This is a genomic window from uncultured Bacteroides sp. (assembly GCF_902472605.1).
Taxonomy (GTDB): Bacteria; Bacteroidota; Bacteroidia; order Bacteroidales; family Bacteroidaceae; genus Phocaeicola.
The window spans coordinates 1-20,883 of sequence record NZ_CABROP010000015.1 but is presented as its reverse complement, the minus strand read 5'-3'; the positions used below and the strand labels follow the sequence as shown (position 1 = coordinate 20,883).

Below are 20,883 nucleotides of genomic sequence, written 5' to 3'. Positions count from 1 at the left end.
AGAATTTCAGTTTCCGCGTTTTTTATATGGTATAATGAGGTTATTCTTTCCAGCCGCCTCCTAAGGCTTTGTAGAGGTTGACCAGCGTAATCTGTTTGTCACGTACAGCGTTGCTCAGGCTGATTTGTGCATCCAGGTATCCACGTTGTGCGTCCAGCAAATCCATGTAGCCGATTACTCCATTGATGTATTGCAGCTGAGCCAGGTCCAGTGTGATTTTGGATGACTGTTCCAGACGCAGACGAGTTTCATAGATTTCTTTCACCTTATTATATTCTGCAATGGCATTATAAGCATCTTTGAAAGCATTCAATACGGCTTTTTCGTATGCGTATGCAGCCTGTTCGCACGCTGCTTTCTTGGCTTTCAATATCGCACGGTTCTTGCCCATGGCAAACAGCGGTTGGAGGATAGTTCCTGCCAACAGATAGTGAGGTGACTTGAAGATGTGTGAAAGTTCTTCGTTTTCTGAACCATGAGTGGCCGTCAAGGTCAGTTTTGGGAACATGTTGGTAAAGGCGATTCCCACTGCGGCATTGGCGGCAATGACGGCCTGTTCGGCCTGGCGTACATCCGGTCGGCGTTCCAGCAAGGAGGAAGGAAGTCCCACGGGAAGTGAAGCGGAATGAACGACATCTTCCGGCAGAGTAGCCCGTTTGATTTCATGAGGATATTCTCCAGCCAGGAATGTAATCTCATTTTGTTTCAACGTGATTTTCCGTTCCAGGTCGGGGACGAGGGTGGCCGTACGCGCCAATTCCACTTGGGCCTGCCGGTAAGCTGTTTCGGAAGTCAATCCGCCTTCGTAGCGGATACGTGCCAGGTGCAAGCTTTCCCGACGGGCATCTACGGTCTTTCTCACGATGGAAAGTTCGTTGTCGAGGGCTACCAGTTCGAAATAAGACTGTGCCACCTGTGCTACCAAGCTCATTCGGAGGGCCCGCTGGTTCTCGATGGAACCCATAAATTCGGCCATACTCTTGTCTTTTGCCCAACGCAGGTTCCCCCACAGGTCGATTTCCCAGGTGATTCCTAACTTGATGTCGTACTGGTTATCTTTTTTATAGTTGTCTCCGCCATAATCTTCTCCCTCTTCTTCCGCATAGAGTTTCAACCCTAACTGTGGGAACAGGTTAGCATAATCAATCCGTTTCATGGCAGCCAGTTCCTTGACTCTGGCAGCTGCAATCAGCATATCCTTGTTGTAGTCCAGCGTCTTTTGGATGAGTTGCTGGAGGATGGTGTCGGTGTACATCTGTTCCCAAGGATAGTCACCGATGGAAGTGGAGTCTACGCTGGTACTGTCGAGGGTAGTAGGCAGCTCCATTTTGGGGCGGGTATATTGTTTCCCGATTTTGCAGCCCCCCATCAGAAGGGCTGCTACGGAAATGAGTAAAAGGCGATATAATTTGTTAGTCGGTTTCATAAGCTACATCTGTAAGTTTACTTTTTCACTTTCATTTTATGAGTGGCTTTGTAAATCATTACAAAGAAGAACGGCACGAGCAAAATACCTACGGTAACTGCCACAATCATTCCAAAGAAGACACCTGTACCGATGGCCTGTCGGCTGGCAGAGCCCGGACCGGTGGCAATTACCATCGGAAGCATACCGAGGATAAAGGCCAGTGAGGTCATCAGAATCGGACGGAAACGCAGGCTGGCTGCATGGAGGGCCGATTCTACGATGTCGCGTCCCTTGTCCACCTCGTCTTTGGCGAATTCCACAATCAAGATGGCGTTTTTGGCGGCCAGACCAATCAGCATAACCAGACCAATCTGGAAGTAGGTATCGTTTTCCAGTCCGCAGAGGGTAATACCTGCATAGGCTCCCAACACCGCTACCGGAAGTGAAATCAATACGGCAATCGGTACGGTCCAGCTTTCATACAAGGCGGCCAGGAACAGGAATACGAACAGGAACACCAATGCCAGGATAAGTCCGGTTTGTCCGCCGGCCTGTTTTTCCTGATAGGAAAGACCACTCCATTCCACTCCGATGTTCTCGGGTAGCTTTTCGCGGGCAATCTGTTCCAACAGTTCCATTACCTGTCCGGAGCTGGCTCCGTTGGCTGTAGTACCTCGGATGACGGAAGTATTGAACATGTTGAAACGTTTGATACTTCCCGGGCCGGTCGTATAATCTGTGTTACCCAAAGCTGTCAGCGGAATCATGTTGCCGTCTGACCCGCGGACGAAGAACAGGCCGATGTTGTCGCGTTCGCGTCGGTAAGGAGCTTCTGCCTGAATGTACACACGGTAGATACGGTTGAACATGTTGAAGTCGTTCACATATACGGAACCGGTGTATGCCTTCATCGTTGAGAATACGTCTGCCATCGGCACTCCAGAGAGTTTCACTTTATCCCGGTCTACATCGAAGTAGAGTTGAGGGATCTCAGCCTGCAGAGAGGAAGAAAGTCCTGCAATTTCTTTTCGTTGTGATGCGTAATACATCAGGGTATCGGTAGCCCGTACCAGGTCGTCGTAGGTGGCGTCACCGCGGGCTTCCAGCTGCATTTCGAAACCGCCGGCCGTACCCAGACCCGGAATGACTGGAGGCGTGGAAAGATAGACCTTGCTTTCCGGATAAGTTTCCAGTTCTTTCTGTATTCTCTCCATCACTTCATCAATGGTCGTGTTGTCACGTTCTTTCCATTCCTTCAGAATGACGGTCAGCTGGCTTCGGGCCTGACTGGTTCCTACACGCGGGCTGCTACCGGTGACATTCTGTACGTATTCTACCGCCGGATCCTTCATGATGAAGTCTACGGCCCGGTCGGTCACAGCGCGGGTTCTTTCCAAGGTGGCAGTTTCCGGAAGTTCCAGTTCTACGGTGAAATAACCTTGGTCTTCAACTGGAAGGAAGCTGGTGGGCACCAATCGGTGGAACATATAGATGAAAATCAATACCATTCCGAAGCCGACCATCACCCGACGTGGATTCTTGATGATGCGCTTGATATAAATAATGTATTTATTGTTTCCGATAGCCAGCCATTTGTTGATGAAGCGGAACACGCGGTTTTGGGGCTTGTTCGGGTCAACCGGCCGCAGGATGAGTGAACACATCACCGGACTCAACGTCAAGGCTACGACTGTAGAAAGAAGTACGGACACTACGATGGTGACTGTAAACTGGCGATAAAGCTGTCCGGTGATACCGGAAAGGAAGCTAACCGGGACGAATACGGCAGCCAGTACCAGTGAAGTGGCGATGATGGCTCCTACCAATCCTTCCATGGCTTTCTTGGTAGCCTCATACGGACTGAGCTTTTCTTCATCCATGATACGCTCCACGTTTTCCACCACGACGATGGCATCATCCACCACAATACCGATGGCCAGTACTAATCCCAACAAGGTCAGGATGTTGAGCGAGAAACCGAATATCAGCATGAATCCGAAGGTACCAATCAAAGAAATCGGTACGGCTACAACCGGAATCAGTGTGGCACGCCAGTTCTGCAAAGAAAGGAATACTACAACGATTACCAGGAACAAGGCCTCGAACAGCGTCTTGTACACTTCGTGTATGGATTCCGAGATATAATCGGTCATATCGAACGGGAAGTTGTATTCCATTCCTTCCGGGAAACTTTTGCTGATTTCTTTCATGGCGTCTTTCACGCTTTGAGCTACCTCCATGGCGTTGGCTCCCGGAAGCATGTAAATACCCAGAATAGCTGCGTTGCCACCGTTGATACCACTTTCCGTGCTATAGGAAGAAGCTTCCAAGGATACTCGAGCCACATCGCGCATACGGATAAGAGAGCCGTCCGGATTGGCGCGCAGTACAATTTCCTCAAACTGGGAAGCCGATGACAAACGTCCCTGTGCTGTGATGGGCACGGTGATGTCCACCCCGTTCATGGGTTGCTGTCCGAGTACACCGGCAGCCGATTCACGGTTCTGGTCTTTCAAGGCGTTCTGTACGTCCTGCACGGTGAGTCCGAAGTTGGCCAGCTTGGCGGGGTCTACCCAGATTTGCATGGCATAGTAACGGCTACCGATGTTGGAGATACGTCCTACTCCCGGAATACGACGGAGTAAGTCGAGTACGTTCAGCGTGGCAAAGTTACTCAGATAGATTTCGTCAAACTTCGGGTCGTTGGAAGTCAAACAGAGGGTCATCAACTGGCTCGGAGCTTGCTTCTCGACAGAGATACCGTTCTGAATCACTTCGGCCGGCAAGCGCGATTCCGCCAGTTTGATACGGTTTTGGATTTCCACAGCTGCCAGGTCCGGGTCGGCAGAAATGTCGAAAGTAACTGTGGCAGAGAAACCTCCGGAGTTGGAGCTGCTGGATTCCATGTAGAGCATGCCCGGTGTTCCGTTCAGTTCCTGTTCAATCGGAGTTGCTACTGCCTGTGACACGGTCACAGCACTCGCTCCCGGATAAGAAGCACTGATTTTTACCACAGGTGGCGTAATTTGCGGGTACTGATCGATAGGCAGCATCATCAGTCCGATGACACCTATAATCACGATTAATATGGAGATGACAGCCGAGAAGACGGGTCTGTCAATGAAAAAGCTGACTTTCATGCGTAAATTCGTTTAGGTGGATTATTCTTCCTCTTTTTTCGCTTCGTTGTTGAGTTTGGCAGGATCTTGTACACGGACTTTCATTCCTGGAGCCAGTTTGTGGAAACCTTCGTACACAATCATTTCTCCGGCTGCCAATCCGCGTTCCACTACTACATCATTTCCGAACTCAGGGCCGAGCTCGATGAAACGTCTTTCTACGGTAGAATCTTTTCGCATGACGAAGATATGGGCTCCTCCCTTTTCGATAATCAGGGCTTTCTGAGGAACTACCGTGGCATTTTCACGTACGTCGAGCAATACTTTTACTTTGGTAAACTGTCCCGGCAGCAATACATGGTCCGGGTTAGCCAGTTCGGCACGTACGGAGAAAGTACCTGTTTTCGGGTTTACCTGAGGAGCGGCAAAGTCTACCAAACCTTTGTGCTCATAGACGCTGTTGTCCGGCAGGGTGATGGTGACGGTAGGCTGCCAGGAACGGGTGGAATCCTTCTGACCGAAAGTTACGTTTCTTTCCTTGCTTTTCAGGTAGTCGAGGGCAGTCATACTGAAGTCTACGAGGATGGTATCACTCTTTACGATGGTGGCCAGCAATGATTTTCCGCTGCTGCCTACCAATGTTCCCAAGTCGACGTGGCGTTCACTGATTTGTCCGGAAATGGGAGAACGTACCACCGTATAACCCAGTTCCTGTTCGGCTTGTTCCAAATCGGCTTTACTCATTCCCACACTGGCCACAGCTGTCTCATACGCTGCTACGGCATTGTCCAAGTCCAGTTGGCTGGCAGCGTTCTGTTCATAAAGCGGACGGATACGTTCCAGGTCACGCTTGGCCTTTTGAGCTTGTGCTTCATCTTTCTTCAACTGGGCACGTACTTTGTCGGCTTTCGCACGATATTGATCTTGATTGATGATGAACAATACTTGATTCCGCTTGACTGAGGTACCTTCTTCAAATAGCATTTGCTCCAAAAAACCCTCTACACGGGCACGTACTTCTACAAACTGTTGCGCACGGACACGTCCTACGTATTCGCCGAATATTTGTACATTCTGCCGGCTGGCAGGCATGACGGAAACAACTGGGATTTCAGGAGCGGGTTTCTTTTCTCGGGTAAAAATAAAATAAAGAGATAAAATGACTGCGATGCCGATCACCATGTAAATCATTTTTTTTCTTTTTACCTTTAATTCTTTCCTAGTCAAAAAGCGTTTCATAAGTTCAATTTTTTTATAGTTTTAGATGCCATTATCTTTAGAATGGCGGACAAGATTCGTGCCAAAGATACAAATTAATTCTATAAGCTGAAAATCAGGCTACTTCCTCTTTTGATAGATAAGGAAGTATTGGGGAATTTTACGAACTGTTGTGGAAAAAATCCACACTTTGTGTGGGAGATTAGCGTTCCCTCCATAAATGTTTGAGCGTCCAAAGCGGGTGATGCCATAACATTCGGGGGCCTGCATATCGCATGACTTCTTTTATTTTCTGTTTCATCTCCGGGCGATAGCAGTGAATCGGGCATTGACGGCAGGTTTTCTTCTGTTCCCCGAAAGGGCAATGCGCCAGCCGTTGGTGGGCATAGTCCAACAGTTCCTTGCAGTCTTGGCAAAGGGTAGAGTTCCCTTCTTTGTGCCGGCAATAAAACCGGATCATCTGTTCTACGGTTTGTTTTTCTTCTTCTCGTCGTGAAAGTTTATTCATATAATATATGTAACTTCGGTTTACAAAGGTACGAATAGAATTGATATTTTTCGTAACTTTGCGCCCGAAATAATCTGTAAACAAAATGATATTAGAGGAACATTTAGAGACGACTGTAAAGGCTCACGATCAGTTGCTGCATCGTAGAGTGGATTTATTGTTGCGTACGGGGAAATTATTGGTAGAGAGTCTGGCCGATACGAACCGTATTGTAAGAAACATGAAACGTACGGCTGCTTACCTTGGCATCCCTGAAGAGAAGCTCCATATCAATGTCAGTTTTACGATGCTGATGGTGAATGTGAGTGACGGCGATTATTCTTTCACTAAATTTCAGCGTATCGAGGGTCACGGTGTGAACATGACGGCCATTTCGGAGGTGAGCAAACTTTCTTGGCGTGCCATTGAGCAGGATTACACTTTGGACCAGTATGAAGAAGAACTGGAGAACATCCGGAAAAAGAAACGTAACTACACTCCTTGGCAGGTGGCTGTTGGTGCCGGTTTTGCTTGTGGAGGATTCTGTATTCAGTTCGGTTGCGACTGGATGGCGTTCCTGTATGCTTCTATTGCGGCTATTTTGGGTATGCGTCTCCGTCAGATTTGCAATGAATCTGGTTTGAATCATTACATGGGCATTGCTATTTCTGCCTTTGTGGCTACTATCATTGCTTGGGCATCTACTCTGTTGCCGGCCGAATGGACTTCCACTCCCTGGCATCCGTTGTTGGCTTGTGCCTTGTTCATTGTGCCGGGTGTTCCTTTGATTAATTTTGTGGACGATATGCTCGACAATTACATCCAGGTAGGTATTGTGCGGGCGGTGAACACCCTTTTGATGGTGGCGGCCATGGCCTTCGGTATTGCGTTTGCAGTGAAGCTCTGTCACATTGATAATTTCTTCCCAACCATCAGTATGGTTCCTCATCATAAATATTGGGAATATGCCATTGCAGCGGCTATTTCAGCCATGGGCTTCTCGATGATATTTAATATCCAGCGTCGCTTGTTGTGGGTGGTAGCCCTTGGAGGTATCATTGCGGTTTGTACGCGTAACTTTGTCAATTTAGGACCGAGTACCAACAATATCGGTTTGGATATGGGATTGGTCATCGGTTCCTTCTCAGGTTCCGTATTAGTTAGTCTGATTGCCATCAAGGCAGTGCATTGGTTCCATGTACCGAATCACGTGCTGACTATCCCTTCGGTGATTCCGATGATTCCGGGAGTGCTGATGTACCGTATGCTGTTTGGATTGATTAATATGAATGTACAATCCATCGATCAGGTTACCCCGTTGATGAAGGCCATAGAAAGTGGTGTCAATTCCGGATTGATTATTATGTGTATCGCTTTAGGAGTTGCCATTCCGAATATCTTTGGTCGTCGTTTTATTGCGGCTTCCAAGAACAAGCGCTTGGCGGAAATACTGAAAGAACGCCGTGCTCGCGGTAAGTTTATTGAATGGTAATCGGAAGAGATGCTTATTGATTGATAGAATTTGCGAGTTTACTTCATAAAAAATCCCCCTCAGTTCACATTGGATTGAGGGGGATTTTTTTAGGGTAAGCCTGGAGCTTAGAATTCAAATTTTTCCAGTTTCATGGCAGCCAGTCCCTGAATCTTGGGAACCAGGGTCGTGAAGTGCGCGCTCTGTTCGTGGGCAGTCAGTGAGGCTGCATCTTTCCATGTTTCACAGATCATCAGGACATCCTTGCGGGTGCTGCTTTGAAAAAGGTCATATGCTACACAGCCATTGTCTTTCAATGAGGCCGCTACCAGTTCTTTTGCCGCAGTGACTACTTGGTCGTAGTTCTTGTCTTCTACTTGAATAAATACGTTTAGTCTGATCATTGTTTCTTGTTTTTAAGTTTATAACGGTCGTAAAGATAGATAAAAAAAAGGGATTACACTCATGTGCAATCCCTTTTTGATATTTATTCAGAAAGATTATTTCTTACCTTCCAGCTGTTCTTTCAATGCAGCCAGTGCATCGATGTCACCCAGAGTAGTAGAAGCAGCCTGGTTCTGAATCATCGGAGTTTCTTCTTTCTTAGAAGCTTTCTTTGCTTTCTTTTCTGCCTTTTCTTCAGCTTTTGCAGCATCTTCGAAGATACGGCTGTGAGAAACGATGATACGTTTAGCATCCTTGTTGAATTCGATTACCTTGAACGGCAATTTTTCATCCAACTGAGCCTGAGAACCGTCTTCTTTTACCAGGTGTTTCGGAGTTGCGAAACCTTCTACACCGTAAGGCAATGCTACGACAGCACCCTTGTCCAACATTTCAACGATAGTTCCTTCGTGGATAGAACCTACTGTGAATACTGTTTCGAATACATCCCAAGGATTGTCTTCCAACTGCTTGTGACCCAAGCTCAGACGACGGTTTTCCTTGTCGATTTCCAATACAACTACGTCGATGTCAGCACCAATCTGAGTGAATTCAGAAGGATGTTTGATCTTCTTAGTCCAAGACAGGTCAGAGATGTGGATCAAGCCGTCTACACCTTCTTCGATTTCTACGAATACACCGAAGTTAGTGAAGTTACGTACTTTAGCAACATGCTTAGAACCTACAGGATATTTTTCTTCGATAGTTTCCCATGGATCCGGTTTCAGCTGTTTGATACCCAAAGACATCTTGCGTTCTTCGCGGTCCAGAGTCAGGATGACAGCTTCTACTTCGTCGCCCACTTTCATGAAGTCCTGAGCAGAACGCAGGTGCTGTGACCAAGACATTTCTGATACGTGAATCAAACCTTCAACGCCCGGAGCGATTTCGATGAATGCACCGTAGTCAGCCATAACGACTACTTTACCTTTCACGTGGTCACCTACTTTCAAGTTAGGATCCAGTGCATCCCATGGGTGCGGAGTCAACTGCTTCAGACCAAGAGCGATACGTTTCTTTTCGTCGTCGAAGTCCAAGATAACTACGTTCAGTTTCTGATCCAGCTGAACCACTTCATGCGGATCGCTTACGCGGCCCCAAGACAAGTCGGTGATGTGGATCAAACCGTCTACGCCACCCAAGTCGATGAATACACCGTAAGATGTGATATTCTTGACAGTACCTTCCAGTACCTGACCTTTTTCCAGTTTGCTGATGATTTCTTTCTTCTGCTGTTCCAGTTCAGCTTCGATAAGAGCCTTGTGAGAAACAACTACATTCTTGAATTCCTGGTTGATCTTCACAACCTTGAATTCCATAGTCTTGCCTACGAATACATCGTAGTCACGGATAGGTTTCACATCAATCTGAGAACCCGGCAAGAATGCTTCAATACCGAATACGTCTACAATCATACCACCCTTCGTGCGGCACTTGATGTAACCCTTGATAATTTCTTCGTTTTCAAGCGCAGCGTTAATACGATCCCAAGAACGAGTAGCGCGTGCTTTCTTGTGAGACAAGATCAACTGACCTTTTTTGTCTTCCTGGTTTTCGATGTATACTTCTACAGTATCACCTACTTTCAAATCCGGATTGTAACGGAATTCGCTCAACGGAATAATACCGTCTGATTTGTAACCGATGTTTACAACCACTTCGCGTTTGTTCATTGCGATGACAGTACCGTCTACAACCTCACGGTCGTTTACTTTGTTCAAAGTGCTGTCGTAAGCTTTTTCCAGTTCTTCCTTGCTTACGTTGCTGGTTGCATCACCGTTTTCATACGCATCCCAGTTGAAATCTTCAAGAGGAGCAATGTTCTTTAAGTTTTCCATTAAATAAAAAATTGTTGTTTAAATAACTAATTGTGTTAGACTTTATATTGTTTATATAAATCGGCTGCAAAGGTATAATAAAATACTGAATATTAAAATACTTCGTTGTTTTTTTTCGACAGAAAGAAAAACAGAAAATCCGGGAAACGGCTCTCGGTAGGATTCGTTTTCCGGATTTTGGATTTTTTTAGTTCTCGAGGGAGTAGTCGATGGTAGTGACTACCCGTATTTTCTTGATGTAGGGCGTGTTAGGGTCGCGATTGGTGATGCTAAACTGTCCCTGATTGGCCTGGCGGATTTTTCCGAGTTGGCTGCCGGAATCTTTGGCGAACTTCTCGGCGGCTTCCCGGGCGTTCTTGGTGGCTTCTTCAATCATCTGGGGCTTTACTTTGTTCAGGTCGGTATATTCATACTGTACCCGGTACTGGTATTCGCCCGAGGTGATGGCAATGCCCCGTTTCAATAACTCTCCCTGTTCGCTGATGAGTCCTCGGATGAGGTCTACCTTGTCGGAGGTGACGGTGATGACGGTGGTCACATTGTAACGGTTGGCGGGGGTTGGGTTGTTGGTGTAGCGTTCGGCTGCCAGGTCGATGATTTCCGGCGCGTTGATGCTGATTTCCTGTTCCGTCAACCCTTTTTCTTTCAGGAATCCCGTGATGGTCTGATTGGAACGTTTGATGTCGTCATACAGTCTGCCCAAATCATTCCCCAGGCTTTTATACACCAAAGGCCAGGTTACCTTGTTGGCCGGTACTTCCAGTTCTGCCAGTCCCTTTACGGTGACACTGCGGTCTTTCTCTGCAAACTTGCTGAATCCTTTTTCGATGAAGACTCCGAGCAGAAGGAGTCCGACAGCCAGGATGATGGCTTCAATTCTGAAATTTTTCATGATGATTCTGACGATTAAAGGTGAAATATGGACTGGCAAGGTATTGAAAATAAATGGATTTTCCAAGCTTTTTAAAACGTCTTTGCGTTTGGGATAAAACGCACTTGCGTTTGAACCAAAACGTCCTTGCGTTTTAGGTGAAACGCACTTGCGTTTAGATCAAAACGTCCTTGCGTTTTAGATGAAACGTCAAAGTGTTTTTTCAGGCAGGTGAAAACGCTTCAATTCCTGTATGGGAGCCTGGATGAAAATCCCTGTATGAAGGTTCAGTTTCTGGGCCGTTTCCTCGATTTCCGGGCGGAAGTACCACGCTACGGAACCGGTGAAAGATACCGGAAGCTGGTGGCAGCCGGGATAGGAAAGTACATTGCGCCGGAAGAAGTCGGTGAAGCAGGTGGTCAGGAATTGATGTGCCTCCGGTTGTGATTTATACCTATATATATAAGGTGTAAGACTGGCCAGGAAACGGTTGGCCAAGGGTTGCCGGTACACTTTGTCCAGAATAGCGGGCAAGGTCAACTGATATTCCTCCAACAGACCTTTTAGCAGGGAGGAGGGTAGCTGCTGCTTGATGCAGTCGCCCAGGAAGCGTTTGCCGAGGTAGGCCCCGCTTCCTTCATCTCCTAAAATGTATCCTAACGGGGGAATGTTTTGTGTGATTTTCTCTCCGTCATACAGGCAGGAGTTGGCCCCAGTGCCCAAGATGCAGGCAATGCCCGGCTGGTGTTGGCACAAAGCCCGTGCGGCTCCCGTCAGGTCACTGTGGACTTCCACTTTGGCGTGTGGAAATGCCTGAATGAGGAGGGAGGATAGTTTCTCGATTTTGTCGGGCGTGCATCCGGCTCCATAGAAGAATACAGCTTGTATGTCGGACGGAGAGCAGGGAAGCTGCGGCAATAATCCGTCATAAAGTATCTGGTTTATTTTGTCGGCTTCCTGATGAAAAGGGTTGATGCCTTCTGTCTGGACAATCTGGTTATGGCTGAGAGTCGTACCGACGCACCAGTCGGTCTTGGTGGCTCCACTGTCGGCTATAAGAATCATAGGGATATAAGATTAAAAACGGGTAGAAAAGAAAAAGAAGACGGAATGCACCGTCTTCTTTTCTGTATGATTGGTTTTCTTGGGGATTAGTGGCAGTGTCCGCAACCTCCACCGCAGCAGCCTTCGTCTTCCTGTGCGTGGTCACCGCATCCGCCGCCGCAACCTTCACATCCGCCGCCGCAGCCTTCGCCGCTCATCAGCTTGATGATGCTTTCCATTTCCTTGTTGGTGGCATCGCGCATTTCCATCACCGTACCTTCAAAGTACAGGTCTTTGCCTGCATGCGGGTGGTTCAGATCGAGCACCACTTTGTCGTCTGTAATTTCACCCACGTTGGCATAGAACTGGTGTCCTTCCGCATCGTTCAGCATGATGATGTTTCCTTCGAAGATATTGTCGCTATCAAATTTTCCATCCGGTCCGCAGAACATAGACTTAGGCACCTGACGTACGTTGTCTTCGTCTCTTTCGCCGTATGCTTCCGCACAAGGGATGGTGAAGCTGAAATTGTCACCTTTCTGCAGGGCCAGGATTTCTTTTTCAAAGCGGTCCAGCGTATAGCCTATTCCAGAGATGAACTGAAACGGATGAGCTGCCGGAGCTTCTTCACGCAATTCTTTTTTCCCGTCTTCCACTGCATACAGTTTATATGCTACCGTAATGTATTTATTTTCCATGTTAAAAAATTAAATATGCATTAATAATCGGTCGCAAAGATAGGAAATATCGCGGTAATAAGCGAATAAAAATAAAAGAATGAATTCTGTTGCAATTTTTTGTCGGAATGCATCTTATCTTTGCAGCCGGATAACCGGAAGGGCAGGCAGAAAACGCCTGTTGTTAAGATAGGAAGTTATGAAAGGAAAAGTGATTTTTATTACAGGTGCCACAAGTGGTATCGGTGAAGGCTGCGCACGGAAATTCGCGGCCATGGAAAGTGACCTGATTTTGAATGGAAGAAATGTAGAGAAGCTGGAAAGCCTGAAAAAGGAACTGACCGCGCAGGGTGTTGACGTTCTGACACTTCCGTTCGATGTGCGTGACCGTCAGGCGATGCGTCAGGCAGTAGATTCCTTGCAGGGAAAATGGAAAAATGTGGATGTATTGGTCAACAATGCCGGACTGGTCATCGGGCTGGATAAAGAATATGAAGGTTCGCTGGACGAATGGGACGTAGTGATTGATACGAATATCAAAGCCCTGCTGGCCATGACACGGATGATTGTGCCGGGCATGGTGGAACGTGGATGCGGACACATTATTAACATCGGTTCCGTAGCCGGAGACGCAGCTTATGCAGGCGGCAGTGTGTATTGTGCTACGAAAGCGGCAGTAAAAGCGCTGTCAGACGGATTACGTATTGACCTGGTGGATACCCCGTTGCGGGTGACCAATGTGAAACCGGGCTTGGTGGAGACAAACTTCTCCGTTGTCCGTTTCCGGGGTGATAAAGGAAAGGCCGATGCAGTGTATGAAGGCATTCGTCCGCTCACGGGCGATGACATTGCCGAGGTGGTTTATTATGCCGCTTCTGCTCCGGCACACATTCAGATTGCCGAAGTGCTGGTGATGCCTACAAATCAGGCTACAGGAACAATCTGTTATCGGAAAAAATAATTCGTTCGTTCAAAAATGTTAGTTTCCCGTTTTTTTTTTGAAAAAAATAGAAAATGAATAAATATTGACCTAATATGTTGAACAATAGCATTTGTTTATGTGTAAATCTTAAGAACATAGAAACGAACTTGAACTGATGAGGCAACTGAACAAACTGTGGGCTGTACTTTTAGGAAGTATGTGTTTCCTGATTTCATGCGACCGTACGGAGGATATTTCTTTTTCGGATAATGAATACTTTACCTTGGAGTGTGCCAAGTCTGCTTGGTCACAAGAAAGTCGTACGGCAATCGATGACGAAGGTAGCGGCCATTTTGAGGAAGGCAATCGTATCGATGTGTGGATGAAGGCAGGAGAAGAAACTTCTAATGTTGGGTTGCAGTATGAAAGCGGAAAGTGGACCCCTTCCTTGAAGCGGGTGAATAACGGACAGGAAGCGTGGACTTTGTCGGCCTTGTATCCTGTGTTGTCAAAACCTGTGGGGGATGAGACCCGTCGCATTCTTAATTTGCCGCTGAATCAGAGTACTATAACTAATCAGCAGGAAGCGGATATTCTTTTTGCTCAAACCACTGTAGGGGCAGGAGATACTTCTGCCAAATTATTGTTCAAGCATGCTTTGCATCGGATTAATATTCATCTGAAAGGGACTGTTCCGGAGGATTTGGAACTGAAGATACGAAGCTGTACGAACGGTGAGATTTCTTTGGTGGATGGACGTGTATATTTGCCCAATAAAAGTTATTATTGGATTACGCCACGGCAGACGGCAGAGCATACGTACTCAGCCATCATCCTTCCGCAAGAAGCTTCTGATTACCAGAGAGGAGACGGATTGCTTCGACTGACTTTTGGCGGGAAAGAGATTTCTTATTCGCTTACTTCCGAGGTGCTGTCGTTCCAACCGGGAATGCAGACTACATTGAATCTGACCCTGAAGTCTGCCGATGAAGATGTAGATGATGAGGTGGTAGATATGGAATTTGCCAATCAGACTCGCTGGGTGTACGGCATCACTTCGCCGGCCTTCCCAGGGAGGGATAATGTGCAGACAATACCTGTAACTACCTGGATAACCGACTATCCTGAAGGAGAATGGTTCCGTAATGGATATGCGGCAGATATATTGAATGAGGTAGAGTATCTTACCTGGAAAGAAGGATGCGGATGGTATGACTGCAACAAGACCTTCGAATATAAAGGAGGAGACGGTAACATGTGTTGGGCTGCCACGGCTTCCAATCTGCTTCATTGGTGGCTGAATCATAATAGTAAGTATGTACAGGCATACGAGAAAGCACATCCGGGAAACTCTTGTCCCAAGGAATATCGTCAGATGACAGAAGCAGACCAGAACCATAGTGATATATTTAACTTCTTCAAACAGAATTTCCCCAACTTAGGAAGTTGGGAAACAGGAGGAGTCAATTGGTTCATTAATGGTGACGGCCAGAAATTGAATGCGAATTCTAACAAGGATTTTAAAGGCTTTTTCAGTGAGGTGTTTTCGAAAGACAATGCCGTGGCTACGGACACCTACAATATGTCGAAAGAGAACTTTAACCGTTGGATGAAAGAGGCTTTTCGCATGAATAAAGCAATCGGATTCTCTGTGTTCGGTTTTGCCAATGCAGGTAGTGGCATGCATGCCATGACAATCTGGGGAGCAGAATTTGATGCGAATGGGAATGTGGCGTATTTGTATTTCTGTGATAATAACCAGTCAGAGATGGATCCTAACTATGGGGCTATCAAACGGTATAAGGTGGTATACCAATTAGGAGAAACATCTTATGATAAGACGCGGGAGACCTTCTTGGCTCCGTTAGATAATATAGAAGGAACACCTTCTAAACTGAAATCGATGATATGTTCGTTGACTTTAGTAGACTTACGTCTGGATATTTGGCAGAAAGCTTTTCCTGATATAAAATGAGAAATAATTGAAACAGACCAATAAAATGAAAAAGAATTGTTTTTATGTGTTGATGGCTGCTGCATGGATGGCAGTATCTTGTACCAACAATGAGATTCCAACCCAGTTATCTTCGGATCAGGCTATTACGATTGTGGCCAGTGTTTCCTCTCAATCGCGTGCACCGCAGTTGAATCCGGATGGTAGCGGAAGTTTTGAAGAAGGTGATGTGATGACTTTGTGCATTACAAAAACTGAGTCAGATAATGTTTCCATGGATTATGCGTATCAGAAAGATGTTGTTACGTGGGGAGGATTGAACTTATTGGGAAGTGTAAGTCAGGTAGAAATCGCGGCTTGTTATCCCAAGCAGACAGTAGCGCAGGATGGTACTTTTACTTTTGATGTATTGATTGCATCGGAGAAAGATCTTCTGCTTGCTCCGGCTCAGGCCGTACAAGTAGGAACTGCCAATGCTGTAAATTTGAATTTTAGACATGCATTGCATCGTTTGAATTTGACTTTTACTCCAGGAAACGGTTATTCGGCTGAGGATTTGCAGAATCTTTCGTGTGCATTGACTGCAAAGAACCAGTGTGTAGTGGATGCTTTCAAAGGAGAAATTAAAGACGTAAAGACAGAAACTGGAAAGAATACTGTAACGGGCAACACTGCTTCATTCTATGTGATTCCGCAAGCTACCTCTGGGATAACCTTGGACATTGCAGTCGGTGGACAGAACAAGACATTAGCTCTGAGCGATTTGTTGCAACAGTTGAGCAATCCTCAGGAGGAACTGAAAGGTGGAGCAAAATGTGAAATCACACTGAAGGTAAATCGTGATGGTATTGTGGTAGAAGGTGGCTCCATCGGTGCATGGGAAGACCAAGTAACAGTGGAAGGTGATCTGACAATCGGTTAATCTGTTTTTTTTAGAACCGTTAAGATAAATCCCCTTATTTAGCTTGTTTTTTGTAAGCTGAATAAGGGGATATTTTGTGGCCTTATAGAATTATTGGAAGGTATTTCTTTCTATTTCTAGCGTCTGCATCTGACGCTTGGAGGTGCCGAAGCGCTTCCCGTAGCGGGTCCAGTAAATTTCGGCTGCCATACGGAATAAAGTCTTTGTCAGAGGCATTGTACCGGTCAGGGTGCGATAACGCCCTGAAGCGATGGACTGGGCCAGTTGGCGGATTTTGCGGGTAGCAATGTACTTGAAAGGCGTGCCCAGAATGGCTTCTCCACTCCCTAACATGAGAATAGAGCCTATAGGATATCCGTTTCGCCGACAGAACAGCTGCATCATGCGGATGGCTACTTCATTCTGTTCATGTTCCAGGAAACCACAGTTTATCAGAATTGAGATACGAGGTTTCCGGGCTGGCGGATGAGCTTCCAAGGTTTTTAAGAATTGAAGAAAACCACTGGGAAGGGCATCGGCATACAGCGGGAAGACGAACAACACCTGTGTATAGTCGTCTATCTCCTTACAAAGGCTGAGGTGATTCTTGGGAGTAACAGAGCGGTAAACCGCCTCATGCGGATAATGCTTCATGAAAATTTCCGCATACCGTTTGGAGTTTGATTTGGGTGCTCGTGGGCTGCCGTTTAGTATCAGTATTTTTTCCATTTTTCCAGTGTCTTTTTTACCGTGTCGTTTACCATGTCTTCGGGGGTAAATATAATCTCATGTTGTGCAAAACTCATGTTGCAGGCATTGCGGGCCACTAATTGACGGAAGATGTCTCGTTCTTCTTCGTTTGTATCGCCGTAGGCAATAATGGTGGCCCGTTTGAGTTTCACGTCGCGTTGCACATGGTGTGTTTCACCTTGATGGATGCGTATGAAAGCTTGCTGTACGGGGATGGCTCGCTCGAGCATTGTTTTCATAGGAGTATCGTAACCTCCATAGGCCAGACGGCTTACATACAGTACGGTTTCACTTTGGGCGATACAGGGATAAATTTGAGTGGCATCGTCGCGGATGACACATCGTCCCGGGGTTTTTGTCCAACACCCGAAACATCCCATGCAATTCGCAATTTTCAGGGAAGACAAGTCGAAATAGCGGATGTCTTCCATGGGCTGGACGTGGATGTCCAGCGGTCTGTCGCTCATAATCAGTTTCATGTAATCATTCCAATTTTAAGAAAAGAACATTTTCTATACTGGAAATGTTTAATGAAATTTTTTACTTTTGCAGAGTGTAACAAAATTTGGGGATTATACGAAGTTTATCAAAATCAAAAGATTATACGTTTTATGAATCGAGTCATAGTAGTGACAGGTGGTGCCGGGGGCATCGGCCGTTGTGTGGTGGAATATTTTGCAGCCCAAGACGATAAAGTGTATTTTGTGGATTGTGACCGGGAAGCGATGCTGGCTGAAGTGGAAAAAATGCGTAAACAAGGGAAAAAAGTGGCGGGCTTTGCCGGTGATATCGCTGAGAAGGAAGTGCTGGAAGAATTTGCGGGTTGGGTACTTCGGGAACAGCCGGAAGGTATCCATTGCTTGATTAACAATGCCTGTCTGATGCGCGGAGGTATTTTGGATGGATGTGATTATGAAGATTTTCTGTATGTGCAGCGTGTGGGGGTAGTGGCTCCTTATATGCTGTCCAGATTGTTTAAGGATCATTTTCAAGGACTGGGTTCCATCGTGAACCTTTCTTCTACCCGTGCTTTCCAGTCGCAGCCGAATACCGAGAGTTATACGGCAGCCAAAGGAGGCATTACGGCATTGACACATGCTTTGGCTGTCAGTCTGGCGGGAGTGGCACGTGTCAATTCAATCGCTCCCGGATGGATTGATACGGGGGCTTACCATAAAGAGGAGGCGTATCAGCCGGTGTATAGTCAAGGGGATTTGAAACAGCATCCTTCGGGTAGAGTGGGAGAACCCATGGATATTGTGCGGGTAGTGGCTTTCCTTTGTGACGAACGTAACTCTTTCATCAACGGAGAGAATATTACGGTGGATGGAGGGATGAGCCGGCTGATGATATACCACAATGATTGTGGCTGGACTTATAATCCTTGAGAAACTTGTGTGTCGGATTCTTTCAGTCTTCGTTCTTTCCGCATCCGGAACTTCAGCGGGGAGAGTCCGGTTTTCCGGATGAAGAATTTGCCGAATACCGACTGGTCGGAGAATCCCAGGTAATCGGCAATTTCCTTGATATCCATGTCGGTACATTCCAGTAGTTTCCGGGCATCTGCACACAAGAGTTCCGACACATGAAAGCAGACGGTATGCCCTGTCAGCTCTTTGACGATACGGGAAAGATAGGTGGTTGAGATATGGAGCTGGTCGGCATAGAACTGGATGCTGTGTTCCTCCCGGTAATGATGTACCAGCAGTTTCTTGAAATTGCGGAAAATTTCGTTGGAACGTTTTACGCAGACCGGAGTATTCCGGTTTTCCTGGCAGAGGGCATCCGTGATTTGCAGGAGAAGAAAACTGCACAGATGGCGGATGATTCCATCCTGATACAGCTGCATGGTTTTCAGGTGCTCGGAAAAGAGTGACATCGTTTTTTGCATGTATTCAGCGGGTGCGTCTTGAAGGCAGAAAATGGGCAGCTGGTAGTTGCCCAGGTAGCGGGCCACTTGATTGTACACGGGTTGTCCGTCGGGCAGGCTGTCAAAATAATCGGGATTGATGTACAGGGCCGACATGGAGAAATCGGGGCTGGCATCAGACAGCACACTCTCGGTACTGGGGGTAAGTACCAGCAGCTGGTTGGCGGAAAGCCTATAGCGATGGAAGGCATCGGTGATGGCCGTTGTTCCGTTTGTGACGAGCAGGAAGAAGAATCCTTGTTTTATGACGATGGAGTTTGTCAGAAAATGAGGATACTTTATTTGGGCAAACAAGGTGTTTCCAGCCTTTTGGCCCGATTCTTTCATAATTTCTGTCAGCAGCCTGTTCATCTTACGTATTTTTTCTACAAAAGTAAGTTTTGTTTCGTTTTCGACCAAAATTGGTTGCTCTTTTATGATTGAGAAGCGGAAAAATAGACAGAAATTTGCGGCGTTTATAAAAGCAGATGATATATGAATGTATTTCTTTTTAGACGCTACCTGTTGTTTTGCGTTTCTTTGTTTGTGAACGCGCTTGGAATCGCCTTCATTACCAAGGCTTTGCTGGGTACGTCTCCGATTACGAGTGTGACGTATGTATTGAGTATGTTTACTCCTTTGACCATCGGACAGTGGACCATCCTGTTGAACCTTCTGTTTGTGGTGCTGGAACCGTTTCTGATGTCACGCCAGGAATTGAAATCTGATTTGCGGATGTACCTCTTGCAGATTCCCATTTCGTTCTGTTTTGGTACATTTATTGATATTTGTATGCACTATGTGTTGTTCTGGCTTCACCCGGAAACCTATGTATATATGATTATTGCCTTGCTGATAGGTTGTGTGATTCTGGCCGTAGGTATCGCCCTCGAGGTAAAGGCCAATGCAGCCATGATGGCCGGGGAATATTTTGTGAACGTCATCACAAAGAGGTTCCGTGGAGAGTTTGGCTATGTGAAGCTGGGATTTGATGTGACATTGGTCGTCCTTGCCTGCTTGTTGTCCTTGATTTTCATGTCGGGAATTTATGGGGTACGTGAAGGAACTGTGGTATCTGCCTTGATTGTCGGTCCGATTGTACATTTTGTGAGTCCGTATTACCGTCGTCTGGACAAATGGATTACAGACCCTGCTGTACAGAAAGAAGCCGCTATGGCTCAGGGGCAGCATATTGTAATTACCATTGCGCGTGAGTATGGAAGTGGGGGACATCTGCTGGGTGAGATGCTGTCAAAGGAACTTGGCCTAAAGCTGTATGATAAGGAGTTTATTCAATTGGCTGCCCAGCGTAGCGGAATGGATGAGCAGTACATTGTGAAGAATGAACAGTCTATCCCTTCTTTCTGGTTGAAATGCATTCTTTCAAAGAACAGTGAACGGCCGCTGGAGTCCAGCCTTTCATCGGATGATGTGTTGTTTGTGTCCGAGAGCAAGATTATTCAGGAGCTGGCCGCCAAAGAATCCTGTATTATCGTGGGCCGTTGTGCAGATTTCGTGTTGAAGGATTATCCGAAAGTGTTGAAGGTGTTCTGTTATTCAGACCTGCCAAGCGCGGTGAACCGTTGTGTGGAAGAATATGGTATTGCCCGGGAAAATGCGGAAGCGGAAATCAAGCGGGTGAACCGTAATCGAGTGCATCACTACGAATATTATACGGGTATGAAATGGGGTGAACCGCATCATTACAACCTGATGCTGAATACAGGTACTATCGACTTGAAAACGGCTTGTCAGCTGGTGAAAGGAGTTTATCAGGGCTTGGAGAAGGCCTGATAAACTAATTGGATAAAAACAAAAAAGAGGCTGTCTCAAATTGAAATATAATTTGAGATGGCCTTTTTTGTGTCTG

General features: G+C 46.6%; 18 protein-coding genes. 6 read left to right on the top strand and 12 right to left on the bottom strand.

Annotation, left to right across the window (positions count from 1 at the left end; genetic code table 11):
* Positions 1-40 precede the first annotated feature (40 nt).
* The 4 genes from RDP42_RS05060 to RDP42_RS05045 form a co-directional block, all read right to left on the bottom strand.
* Entirely contained in the window at positions 41-1,426 is a 1,386-nt protein-coding gene (locus tag RDP42_RS05060; RefSeq protein WP_308762803.1) for an efflux transporter outer membrane subunit, read from the bottom strand.
* Positions 1,427-1,443: 17 nt separating this feature from the next.
* Positions 1,444-4,548, bottom strand: coding sequence for a multidrug efflux RND transporter permease subunit (locus RDP42_RS05055; protein WP_308762802.1), 3,105 nt, complete (start codon positions 4,546-4,548; stop codon positions 1,444-1,446).
* Positions 4,549-4,569: 21 nt separating this feature from the next.
* The gene (locus RDP42_RS05050) at positions 4,570-5,766 is read right to left on the bottom strand and encodes an efflux RND transporter periplasmic adaptor subunit (RefSeq protein ID WP_308762801.1); all 1,197 of its coding nucleotides are present in this window, start codon (positions 5,764-5,766) and stop codon (positions 4,570-4,572) included.
* A gap of 181 nt (positions 5,767-5,947) precedes the next feature.
* Positions 5,948-6,253 carry a nitrous oxide-stimulated promoter family protein gene (locus RDP42_RS05045; protein ID WP_308762800.1) on the bottom strand — a complete coding sequence of 102 codons (306 nt, stop codon included), beginning with the start codon at positions 6,251-6,253 and terminating at the stop codon, positions 5,948-5,950.
* 85 nt (positions 6,254-6,338) lie between these two features.
* Here RDP42_RS05045 and RDP42_RS05040 point away from each other — a divergent pair, with 85 nt between their 5' ends.
* The gene (locus RDP42_RS05040) at positions 6,339-7,724 is read left to right on the top strand and encodes a threonine/serine exporter family protein (RefSeq protein ID WP_308762799.1); all 1,386 of its coding nucleotides are present in this window, start codon (positions 6,339-6,341) and stop codon (positions 7,722-7,724) included.
* A 107-nt stretch (positions 7,725-7,831) separates the two neighbouring features.
* Here the strand turns inward: RDP42_RS05040 and RDP42_RS05035 are convergent, their stop codons facing one another.
* The 5 genes from RDP42_RS05035 to RDP42_RS05015 form a co-directional block, all read right to left on the bottom strand.
* Entirely contained in the window at positions 7,832-8,107 is a 276-nt protein-coding gene (locus tag RDP42_RS05035; RefSeq protein ID WP_204477002.1) for a putative quinol monooxygenase, read from the bottom strand.
* A 96-nt stretch (positions 8,108-8,203) separates the two neighbouring features.
* On the bottom strand, positions 8,204-9,985 hold the full coding sequence (rpsA, locus tag RDP42_RS05030; RefSeq protein WP_303912843.1) for a 30S ribosomal protein S1: 1,782 nt from the start codon (positions 9,983-9,985) through the stop codon (positions 8,204-8,206).
* Between the two features lie 187 nt (positions 9,986-10,172).
* Positions 10,173-10,877, bottom strand: coding sequence for an SIMPL domain-containing protein (locus RDP42_RS05025; protein WP_308762798.1), 705 nt, complete (start codon positions 10,875-10,877; stop codon positions 10,173-10,175).
* 189 nt (positions 10,878-11,066) lie between these two features.
* On the bottom strand, positions 11,067-11,921 hold the full coding sequence (locus RDP42_RS05020; protein ID WP_308762797.1) for an ATPase: 855 nt from the start codon (positions 11,919-11,921) through the stop codon (positions 11,067-11,069).
* An 86-nt stretch (positions 11,922-12,007) separates the two neighbouring features.
* Positions 12,008-12,598: a peptidylprolyl isomerase gene (locus RDP42_RS05015; protein ID WP_303912851.1), complete on the bottom strand. Its 591-nt coding sequence runs from the start codon at positions 12,596-12,598 to the stop codon at positions 12,008-12,010.
* Positions 12,599-12,776: 178 nt separating this feature from the next.
* On the opposite strand from RDP42_RS05015, the gene RDP42_RS05010 reads away from it, so the two are divergent.
* From RDP42_RS05010 to RDP42_RS05000, 3 genes are all read left to right on the top strand, one after another.
* Positions 12,777-13,538, top strand: a complete 762-nt coding sequence (locus tag RDP42_RS05010) for an SDR family NAD(P)-dependent oxidoreductase (protein WP_308762796.1) — start codon at positions 12,777-12,779, stop codon at positions 13,536-13,538.
* A gap of 136 nt (positions 13,539-13,674) precedes the next feature.
* On the top strand, positions 13,675-15,474 hold the full coding sequence (locus RDP42_RS05005) for an IdeS/Mac family cysteine endopeptidase (RefSeq protein WP_308762795.1): 1,800 nt from the start codon (positions 13,675-13,677) through the stop codon (positions 15,472-15,474).
* 25 nt (positions 15,475-15,499) lie between these two features.
* Positions 15,500-16,375 (top strand): fimbrillin family protein, encoded by an 876-nt coding sequence (locus tag RDP42_RS05000; protein ID WP_308762794.1) that lies wholly within the window; start codon positions 15,500-15,502, stop codon positions 16,373-16,375.
* Positions 16,376-16,465: 90 nt separating this feature from the next.
* Here the strand turns inward: RDP42_RS05000 and RDP42_RS04995 are convergent, their stop codons facing one another.
* Together RDP42_RS04995 and RDP42_RS04990 are read right to left on the bottom strand one after the other, a co-directional pair.
* Positions 16,466-17,083 (bottom strand): hypothetical protein, encoded by a 618-nt coding sequence (locus RDP42_RS04995; protein ID WP_308762793.1) that lies wholly within the window; start codon positions 17,081-17,083, stop codon positions 16,466-16,468.
* Positions 17,068-17,583 carry a flavodoxin family protein gene (locus tag RDP42_RS04990; protein WP_308762792.1) on the bottom strand — a complete coding sequence of 172 codons (516 nt, stop codon included), beginning with the start codon at positions 17,581-17,583 and terminating at the stop codon, positions 17,068-17,070. Before RDP42_RS04990 ends, RDP42_RS04995 begins: the two co-directional genes overlap by 16 nt.
* 132 nt (positions 17,584-17,715) lie before the next feature.
* Between RDP42_RS04990 and RDP42_RS04985 the strand changes: the two genes are divergently transcribed.
* Positions 17,716-18,492 (top strand): SDR family oxidoreductase, encoded by a 777-nt coding sequence (locus RDP42_RS04985; RefSeq protein WP_308762791.1) that lies wholly within the window; start codon positions 17,716-17,718, stop codon positions 18,490-18,492.
* Here the strand turns inward: RDP42_RS04985 and RDP42_RS04980 are convergent.
* Positions 18,480-19,385 carry an AraC family transcriptional regulator gene (locus RDP42_RS04980; RefSeq protein WP_308762790.1) on the bottom strand — a complete coding sequence of 302 codons (906 nt, stop codon included), beginning with the start codon at positions 19,383-19,385 and terminating at the stop codon, positions 18,480-18,482. The two genes, RDP42_RS04985 and RDP42_RS04980, sit on opposite strands and share 13 nt — an antisense overlap.
* Positions 19,386-19,508: 123 nt before the next feature.
* On the opposite strand from RDP42_RS04980, the gene RDP42_RS04975 reads away from it, so the two are divergent.
* Positions 19,509-20,807, top strand: a complete 1,299-nt coding sequence (locus RDP42_RS04975; RefSeq protein ID WP_308762789.1) for a cytidylate kinase family protein — start codon at positions 19,509-19,511, stop codon at positions 20,805-20,807.
* The last annotated feature ends 76 nt before the right edge of the window (positions 20,808-20,883 follow it).